The following is a 9757-nucleotide window of genomic DNA, read 5'->3' as shown; positions in this document are numbered from 1 at the left end:
GACGCCGCCGCCGGGCCCGTGGCGGCTGGCGTCCCGCGGCACCGGCAGCGTGGCGGACCTGGTCCTCCAGCCCTGGCCCGACGGGGACCGGCCCCTGGCACCCGGCGAGGTCCGGATCGCGGTCCGGGCGGCGGGCGTGAACTTCCGCGACGTGGTCACCGCGCTGGGCATGGTCGCCGACGAGCGTCCCCTCGGCGGTGAAGGCGCCGGTGTCGTGCTCGAGGTGGGCCCGGGCGTGACCGGCCTCGAAGCCGGGGACCGGGTGTTCGGCCTGCTGCCGGCCGCGGGACCGGTCGTGGTGGCCGACCGGCGGTCGGTGGCACCGGTGCCCGCGGGCTGGTCGTTCGCCCAGGCGGCCACGGTCCCCATCGTGTTCCTGACCGCGTGGTTCGGGCTGCGCGAGCTGGCCGGCCTGCGGGCCGGGGAGACGGTCCTGGTGCACGCGGGCGCCGGCGGCGTGGGGATGGCGGCGATCCAGCTCGCCCGGCTCTGGGGCGCGAAGGTGCTGGCCACGGCGAGCCCGGCGAAGTGGCCGGTGCTGGCCGCGCTGGGGATCGACGCGGACCGCATCGCGTCCTCGCGGACCACCGAGTTCGCCGACCGGTTCGCCGGCGCCGGTGTCGACGTCGTGCTCAATTCGCTGGCCGGCGCGCAGGCGGACGCGTCGCTGCGGCTGGTGAAGCCGGGTGGCCGGTTCCTCGAGATGGGCAAGACCGACGTCCGGGACCCGGCCGACCACCCCGGGCTGCGCTACCGGGCGTTCGACCTGATGGACGCCGGCCTCGACGCGATCGCGGGCATGCTGGCGGAGCTGGGAGAACTGTTCGCCCGCGGCGACCTGCGGCCGCTGCCGGTGACGGCGTGGGACATCCGCCGCGCGGCGGATGCCTACCGGTACGTGAGCCAGGCGAAGCACACCGGGAAGGTCGTCCTGACCCTGCCGGAGGTCCTCGGTGGCGACGGGACGGTCCTCGTCACCGGCGGGACGGGCACGCTTGGCGTCCTCGTCGCCCGCCACCTGGTCACCCGGCACGGGGTACGCCGGCTGCTGCTGCTCAGCCGCCGCGGCCCCGACGCGGACGGGGCACCGCAGCTGCGGCAGGAACTGGCCGAGCTGGGCGCCGAAGTGACCGTTTCGGCGTGCGACGTCACCGATCTCGACGCGCTGCGCGAGGCCGTCCGGGGGCACTCGCTGAAGGCCGTCGTGCACACCGCGGGGGTGCTCGCGGACGCCCCGGTCGAGGCGATCCGGCCGGACCAGGTCGGCGCCGTGCTGGCGCCGAAGGTCCGGGGCGCCTGGAACCTGCACGTGCTCACCCGGGACGCCGACCTGGCGGCGTTCGTGCTGTTCTCGTCGCTGGCCGGGGTCGTCGGCAGTCCCGGTCAGGGTGGCTACGCCGCCGCGAACGCGTACCTCGACGGGCTCGCCGAGTACCGCGGGCGCCTCGGCCTGCCGGCGATCTCGCTGGCCTGGGGCCTCTGGGACCGGGCGAGCGGGATGAGCGGGGGACTGGGCCGCACTGACCGCGCCCGCATCGCCCGCGGTGGAGCGGTCGCGATGAGCGACGAAGACGCCCTCGCCCGGCTCGACACCGCGCTCGAGGCCGCGGCCGCAGCGGTGGTGCCCGCCGCCGTCGACACCACCGCCCTGCGGACCGGCCCGGTGCCCGAGATCCTGAGCGGGCTGGTGCACCGGCCGCCGCGGCGCAGCGCGCAAGGGACGGCCGGGGCGCCGAGCGGGCTGGTCCAGCGGCTGACCGGGCTCGGTGCCGCCGAACAGCAGCGCGTGGTGCTGGACGTGGTGCGTCGCGAAGCGTCGGCCGTGCTCGGGCACGCCGGTGCGGACGCCGTCGACCCCGAACAGCCGTTCAAGGACCTCGGATTCGACTCGCTGACGGCCGTGGAACTGCGCAACCGCCTGGCCAACGCCACCGGGGCGCGGCTGCCCGCCACGCTGGTGTTCGACCACCCGACCCCGGTCGAGCTGGCCCGGGAACTCGCGGCCGCCGTCGCGCCCGCGGCCGCGACCCCGGCCCGGACCGCACTGTCCGAATTGGACCGGGTCGAGCTGGCGGTGCCCGCGCTGCTCGAAGACGGCGACGCCGGCGAGGTGCTGGCCCGGCTGCGGGAACTCGTGCGCCTGCTGGAGGTCCCGCCGCCCGGCGAACCGGAGGCCATCGACCCGGACGCGGCGACCGACGACGAACTGTTCGACCTGCTGGACCAGCTGGGCGAGCCCCGGGGAAGGCGAGACGCGTGACCACCAGCGAAGACAGGCTCCGCGCCTACCTCAAGCAGGCGGCCAACGACCTGCTGGCCAGCCGGCGGCGGGTCCGCGAACTGGAGGACCGGGACGCCGAGCCGATCGCGATCATCGGGATGGCGTGCCGCTTCCCGGGCGGGGTGTCCTCGCCGGAGCAGTTGTGGGACCTGGTGGCCGGCGGCGGCGATGCCGTCTCGGCGTTCCCCGGTGACCGCGGCTGGGACCTGGAGCGGTTGTTCGACCCGGATCCGGATCGGGCGGGCACGTCGTACGTCCGGGAGGGCGGTTTCCTCGACGACGCTGCCGGGTTCGATGCGGGGTTCTTCGGGATCAGCCCGCGGGAGGCCTTGGCGATGGATCCGCAGCAGCGGCTGCTGCTGGAGACGTCGTGGGAGGCGGTCGAACGGGCGGGCATCGATCCCCTTTCGCTGCGGGGCACCGACGTGGGCGTGTTCGCCGGCCTGTTCGGCCAGGACTACGGCTCGCGCGTGCGCGGCGCGCGCGACGACGTCGAAGGGTATCTGGGGTCCGGTTCGGCGGGGAGTGTCGCGTCGGGCCGGGTGGCGTATTCGCTGGGTTTCGTGGGGCCGGCGTTGACGGTGGACACGGCGTGTTCGTCGTCGCTGGTCGCGATTCATCTGGCGGCGCAGGCGTTGCGCCGCGGTGAGTGTTCTCTGGCGTTGGCCGGTGGGGTGACGGTGATGGCGTCGCCGGTGTCGTTCGTGGAGTTCAGCCGTCAGCGTGGGCTGGCTGCCGATGGGCGGTGCAAGCCGTTCGCCGGTGGCGCGGACGGGACCGGTTGGGGCGAGGGTGCCGGACTGCTCCTGCTGGAGCGGTTGTCGGTGGCGCGGGCGGCGGGGCATCGGGTGCTGGCGGTGGTCCGGGGTTCGGCGGTGAATCAGGACGGGGCGTCGAATGGGTTGACGGCGCCGAATGGTCCTTCGCAACGGCGGGTGATTCGGGCCGCGCTGGCGAGCGCGGATCTATCCACTTCGGACGTCGATGTGGTGGAAGCGCATGGCACGGGGACGTCTTTGGGTGACCCGATCGAAGCGCAGGCGCTGCTGGCGACGTACGGGCAGGATCGGGTCGAGCCGTTGTGGCTGGGTTCGGTGAAGTCGAACATCGGGCACACCCAAGGGGCCGCCGGCGTGGCCGGGGTGATCAAGATGGTCGAGGCCATGCGGCGGGGGGTGCTGCCGCGGACGTTGCACGTGGACGAGCCGACGCCGAAGGTGGATTGGTCGGCGGGTGCGGTGCGGTTGCTGACCGAGGCACGCGAGTGGCCGGTGGTGGATCGGCCGCGGCGAGCGGGGGTGTCGTCGTTCGGGATCAGCGGTACCAATGCGCACGTCATTCTCGAACAGGCGCCGGAACCGGAGCCGGACGCCGAGCCGCCGGAGGTGCCGGGCGGGGTGGTGCCGCTGGTGGTTTCCGGCCGCGGGGAGGCGGGGTTGCGCGCCCAGGCGGCCGCCTTGCTGTCCGTTGTGGAGAGTGCCGAGGTCCCGCTCGCCGAGGTGGGGCGCGCGCTCGTGACGAGCCGGGCTTCGCTGCCCGACCGGGGTGTGGTGCCGGCGGCCGACCGGGCCGAAGCCGTCGCCGGGCTGCGGGCGCTGGCCGAGGGCACCCCCGGCGTCGTCACGGGCACGGCCGTCCCGGGCGGCCTCGCGATGGTGTTCTCCGGGCAGGGCAGCCAGCGGGCGGGCATGGGCCGGGAGCTGTACGAGCACTTCCCGGTGTTCCGGACGGCGGTGGACGAGGTGTGCGCGGAACTGGACGCCGTCACCCTGCCCTCGGTGATGTTCGAGGACACCGACGGCGTGCTGGACGAGACGGGGTGGGCGCAGCCGGCCTTGTTCGCGTTCGAGGTGGCGCTGTTCCGGCTGCTCGAATCGTGGGGGCTGGCCCCGGACGTCGTGGCCGGTCACTCCCTCGGCGAACTGACGGCGGCGTTCGTGGCCGGCGTCCTGGACCTGCCCGGGGCGGCGCGGCTGGTGGCGGCCCGGGCGAGGTTGATGCAGGCGTTGCCGCCGGGTGGCGCGATGGTGTCGATCGCCGGGGCGGCCGAGGATCGGGTGCGGAAGGTGCTCCCGGGCTCGGGAGTGTCGCTGGCGGCGGTGAACGGTCCCGAGTCGGTGGTGATTTCGGGCGAGCGGGCCGCGGTGACGGCGGTGGCGGACGAGCTGCGGGCCGCGGGGTGCCGGGTGCGGCACCTCCGGGTGTCGCACGCGTGCCACTCGGAGCTGATGGAGCCGATGCTGGACGACTTCCGTGACGTGGTGAAGTTGCTTTCGTTGCGGGAGCCGGTGATCCCGCTGGTGTCGAACGTGACCGGCGAGGTGGCCCAGCCGGGGGAAGTGTCCGATCCGGAGTACTGGGTGGAGCACGTCCGAGCGACCGTGCGGTTCGGCGCCGGTGTCGCCGCGGTGGCCGGATCGGGTGTGTCGACGGTGCTGGAAGTCGGCCCGGGCGCGGTGCTGACCGGCCTGGGTGTGGACGCGCTGCCCGCGGACGCCCGCGTGGAGTTCGTCGCGACCGCGCGGAAGAACGTATCCGAGGTGCGCGGGGTACTGACCGCGCTGGCGGAGCTGCACGTGCGCGGTGTCCGCGTGGACTGGACGGCCTGTCTCGGGCCCGGAGGCCGTCGGCCGGATCTGCCGACGTACGCCTTCCGGCACGAGCGGTTCTGGCTGGACGCGGCACCGGACGCCGGGGACGTCTCCGCGGCCGGCCTCGATTCGCCCGGGCATCCGCTGCTGGGCGCCGCGGTGCCGCTCGCCGGTTCCGGCGGTGTCGTGCTGACCGGCCGGCTGTCGGTGCGGTCGCACCCCTGGCTGGCCGAGCACACCGTGGCCGGCGCGGTCGTGGTGCCGGAGTCGGTGTTCGTCGAGCTGGCCGTCCGGGCGGGTGACGAGACCGGCTGCCCGGCGATCGGTGACCTCGTCCTGGACCGGCCGCTGACGCTGTCCGGGGAGGACGCGGTCCGGTTGCAGGTGGCCGTGGCCGAGCCCGGCGAGACGGGCGAACGGGGGATCACCGTCCACGGCCGTCCCGAATCCGGCCGGACGTGGACCCGCTACGCGTCGGGGACCCTCACCCGGACCGCGCCCCGGCCGCCGCTCGCCGAGCGCCCGCCCGCGGCGAGGGAACTCGACATCTCCGGGTGCTACGACGACCCGGCCGACGGCCGCGGCTACGGCACGCAATTCCGCGGCCTGACCGCGGCCTGGTCCCACCGGCGGGAAATCCACGCCGAAGTCACCGCGCCCGGGGCCGCCGACACCGGATTCGGCCTCCACCCCGCCCTGCTCGACGCCGCCCGGCAAGCGATCGCACTCACCGCGGAGGCGCCGGACGGTCCACAGTTGGCGGCCGCCTGGACCGGCGTGACCCTCCACGCCACGGGCGCCACCACGCTGCTCGTCCACGTCGCCCCGGCGGGACCGGCCACTTTCCGTTTGACGGCCACCGACCCCGCGGGCGCGCCGGTTCTCACCGTCGAGAGCATCACCCTGCGCCCGTTCGGCCCCGACGAGCCGGCCGCCCCGCAAGCCGCGGATTCGCTGTACCGGGTCGGCTGGCTCCCCGCCGAGGCCGCGCCGGAGGGGGAAACCGTGGTCGCGAGCCCGCGTTGGGCCGGTGCCGGTGTGGAGGCGGCCGTGCGGTCTGGTCCGTCGGCCGGGCCCGAGCTGGCGGGGGGATCCGCTTCGACGGGGGTGGCGAGTCCGGGTTCGGCCGGCGCCGATGTCGAGGCGGCCGTGCGGTCTGGTTTGTCGGCCGGGTCCGCGCCGGATGGCGAACCCGCCCTGACGGTGGTGGCGAGCCCGCGCCTGGCCGACCGGCTGGCCGCCGCCGGGATCGATGTGCGCGTCCGGCCCGGCCTGTCCTCCGGGCCCGCGCCGGACGGCCCCGTGCTGGCGGAAATCGAGGCCGCCGACGTGCCCGCCGCAGCGGGCGAAGCCCTCCGGCTGTGCCAGGAGTGGCTTGCCGAGCCGCGCCCGGCCGCGGCGCGCCTGGTCGTCCTGACCCGCGATCCGGCGGACACCGGCGACGCCGCCGCCGCGGCCGCGCGGGCAGTTGTGCGGTGCGCGCAGTGGGAACATCCCGGCCGGTTCGTCCTTGCCGCCCTCGACGCCGACGATCGCTCTCTCCGGGCCCTGCCCGCCGCCCTTCGCGGCGGGGAACCCGAATTGGCCGTCCGGGCCGGGGTGCCGGTTGTGCCCCGGCTGGTTCGCGCCGGCGCCGGAAGCGGCGGAGCCCGGCGCCTGGACCCGGCCGGCACCGTCCTGATCACCGGCGGCACCGGAACCCTGGGCGCGGTGCTGGCCCGGCACCTGGTGGCCGAGCACGGCGTGCGGCACCTCCTGCTGCTCGGCCCGAGCGACGCGGCCGGGGCGAGCACGGCCGAGCTGGACGCCGATGTGCGGGTCGTCGCGTGCGACACCGGGGACCGCGAAGCGCTCCGCCGGCTGCTGGCCGAGCAGCCGCTCACCGCCGTGTTCCACCTTCCGACCACCCCGGACGACTGCGCCCTCACCGAACTCACGCCCGAACGGCTCGCCGCCGTCGTGCAGTCCGAAGTGGACCGAGTAGTGCACCTGCACGAGCTGACCCGGGACCTCGCCGCGTTCGTCCTCTTCACCTCGGCCGCCGGCCTCACCGGCGAGGCGGGCCGCAGCGTGGCCGGCGCGGTCGGCGCCTGCCTCGAGGCCCTCGTGCGGCAGCGGCGCGCGCAGGGGCAGCCGGCCCTGTCGATTGCCTGGGCACAGCCCGGCCACGGCATCCGGCCGCTGTCCGAGGAAAGAACGGTGCGGCTGCTCGACGCCGCGCTCGAACACGGCGATCCGGTGCTGATGCCGGCCGAGCTGGACTTCGCCGAGCTGCGGGCCCGTCCGGTCCCCGCGCTGCTGCGGGCCCTGGTGCGGCCGGGCCGGCGGGTGGCCCAGGCGAGCGCGGCGACCCGCGGTGCGCTGGCCGAACGGCTCCGCGGCCTGCCCCCGGCCGACCGGTACCGGGAACTGCTGGAGCTGGTGCGCAAGGAGGCGGCGGCCGTCCTCGGCCACGCACCCGGCGACGCGGTCCCGGCCGAACGGGCGTTCACCGAGCTGGGCTTCGACTCGCTGACCGCCGTGCAGCTGCGGAACCGGCTCACGGCCGGCACCGGGGTGCCGCTGCCGGCGACGCTGCTCTTCGACCACCCCAACCCGGCCACCCTGGCGCGCCTCCTGCAGGCCGAGCTGTTCCAGCCCGCCGACGACGTGCCGCCGGCGATGGCGGAACTCGACCGCCTCGCGGAAAGCCTGGCGGACATCCCGCGGGGCAGCGCGCTCGAAGGCGAGATCACGGCGCGGCTGCAGGCGATGCTGTCGCGCTGGAAGGAACGGACCGACCCCGGCGCCGGGCCCGCACTGCCGGCGGGGTCGGCGGCGGCGCTGTTCGACTTCATCGACAACCAGCTCGGCCGCGGCAAGACAGGGGAGCCGTAGGGGGTTGGCCAAGGGGGCCACCGGTGACGCGGCCGGGCGAGACTGGAATCGGCCCGCTGACTCCACAGTGACCGCTGTCCGGCCGCGGTCGACCTGCGCCGGGCTCGTTTACGGAAAAGGGTTGCACCGACATGACGGATGAAGAGAAGCTGGTCGACTACCTCAAGTGGGTCACCGCCGATCTGCAGCGGGCCCGCCATCGCGCCGACGAGCTGGAAGCCGCCGCGACCGAGCCCGTGGCGATCGTCGGGACGGCCTGCCGCTTCCCGGGCGGGGTGCGTGGCCCGGAAGACCTGTGGCGGCTGGTCGCCGACGGGGTCGACGCCATCTCGCCGTTCCCCGACGACCGCGGCTGGGACGTCCGGAACCTGTTCGACCCGGACCGCGGTGCCTTCGGCAAGTCCTACGTCCGCGAAGGCGGTTTCGTCCACGACGCCGCGGACTTCGACGCCGGGTTCTTCGGGATCAGCCCCCGCGAAGCCGTGACGATGGATCCCCAGCAGCGCTTGCTGCTGGAGACGTCGTGGGAAGCCTTCGAGCGCGCCGGTATCGACCCGATGTCCTTGCGCGGCGGCGAAGTCGGGGTGTTCGCCGGGATGGCCTACCACGACTACGCGATGCGCCTGAACCGCGTGGCCGACGAGTACGAGGGCTACCTCGGCGCCGGCAGCTCCGGCAGTGTGGCCTCCGGCCGGATCGCGTACACCCTGGGGCTGGAAGGTCCGGCGTTGACGGTGGACACGGCGTGTTCGTCGTCGCTGGTGGCGATCCACCTGGCGGTGCAGGCGCTGCGGCGCGGTGAGTGCACGATGGCGCTGGCCGGCGGCGTGACGATCCTGTCGGCGTCCGGGACGTTCGTCGAATTCAGCCGGCAGGGCGCGTTGTCCCCGGACGGCCGCTGCAAGTCCTTCGCCGCCTCCGCCGACGGCGCCGGCTGGGGCGAAGGGGCCGGCCTCGTGGTGCTGGAACGGTTGTCGGTGGCCCGGGAACGAGGACATCGCGTGCTGGCGGTGGTCCGGGGTTCGGCGGTGAACCAGGACGGGGCGTCGAACGGGTTGACGGCGCCGAACGGCCCGTCGCAGCAACGGGTGATCCGGGCGGCACTGGCCGACGCAAGGCTGTCCACTTCGGACGTCGACGTGGTGGAAGCCCACGGTACCGGGACTTCGCTGGGGGACCCGATCGAGGCGCAGGCGCTGCTGGCGACGTACGGGCAGGATCGCGAAGAGCCCTTGTGGCTCGGGTCGATCAAGTCGAACATCGGGCACACCCAAGGGGCCGCCGGCGTGGCCGGGGTGATCAAGATGGTGGAGGCCATGCGCCGGGGCGTGCTGCCGCGGACCTTGCACGTGGACGAGCCGACGCCGAAGGTGGACTGGTCCGCCGGGGAAGTGCGGTTGCTGACCGAAGCACGCGAGTGGCCGGCGGTCGACCGGCCGCGGCGGGCGGCGGTTTCGTCGTTCGGCATCAGCGGAACGAACGCCCACCTGATCCTCGAACAAGCGCCCGATCCCGAACCCGCGCCGGAGGGCGACCAGGTGCCCTTCCCCGATGGTGTGGTGCCGCTGGTGGTGTCCGGCCGGAGCCTACCCGCGCTGCGGGGTCAGGCCGCGCACCTGGTGTCCTTTGTGGACAACAACGGCGGGTCGCTGCCCGACGTGGGGGCGGCGCTGGTGACCGAGCGGGCGTCGCTGCCCGACCGCGGTGTCGTCGTGGCGACCGATCACGCCGCGGCGGTCGCGGGATTGCGGGCGCTGGCCGATGGGAAAACGGCTCCGGGAGTCGTCTCGGGGGTGGCCGACGTCGAGGGCAAGCGGGTGTTCGTGTTCCCGGGCCAGGGCGCGCAGTGGGTCGGGATGGGGCGTGAGCTGCTGGCGGTTTCGCCGCTGTTCGCCGGAGTGGTGGCGGACTGTGAGAAGGCGTTGTCGCCGTGGGTGGATTGGTCGGTGACGGAGGTGCTGCGGGACGGCCTCGAGCTGGATCGGGTGGACGTGGTGCAGCCGGCTTC

3 protein-coding genes are annotated in these 9757 nt (G+C 74.6%); all 3 read left to right on the top strand.

What is annotated here, in order from left to right:
* Nucleotides 1-2260, top strand: a 2260-nt coding sequence (locus ACWEVN_RS42870) for an SDR family NAD(P)-dependent oxidoreductase (RefSeq protein ID WP_452055105.1), incomplete at its 5' end; no start/stop codon positions are given.
* Nucleotides 2257-7749, top strand: a complete 5493-nt coding sequence (locus ACWEVN_RS42865) for a type I polyketide synthase (protein WP_452055104.1) — start codon at nt 2257-2259, stop codon at nt 7747-7749. The genes ACWEVN_RS42870 and ACWEVN_RS42865, both read left to right, overlap by 4 nt.
* A 131-nt stretch (nt 7750-7880) precedes the next feature.
* Nucleotides 7881-9757: type I polyketide synthase (locus ACWEVN_RS42860; protein ID WP_452055103.1), on the top strand; the 1877-nt coding region annotated here is incomplete at its 3' end.

The sequence above is a fragment of the Amycolatopsis sp. NPDC003861 genome, assembly GCF_053605405.1.
This window is presented reverse-complemented; position numbering and strand designations above follow the sequence as displayed.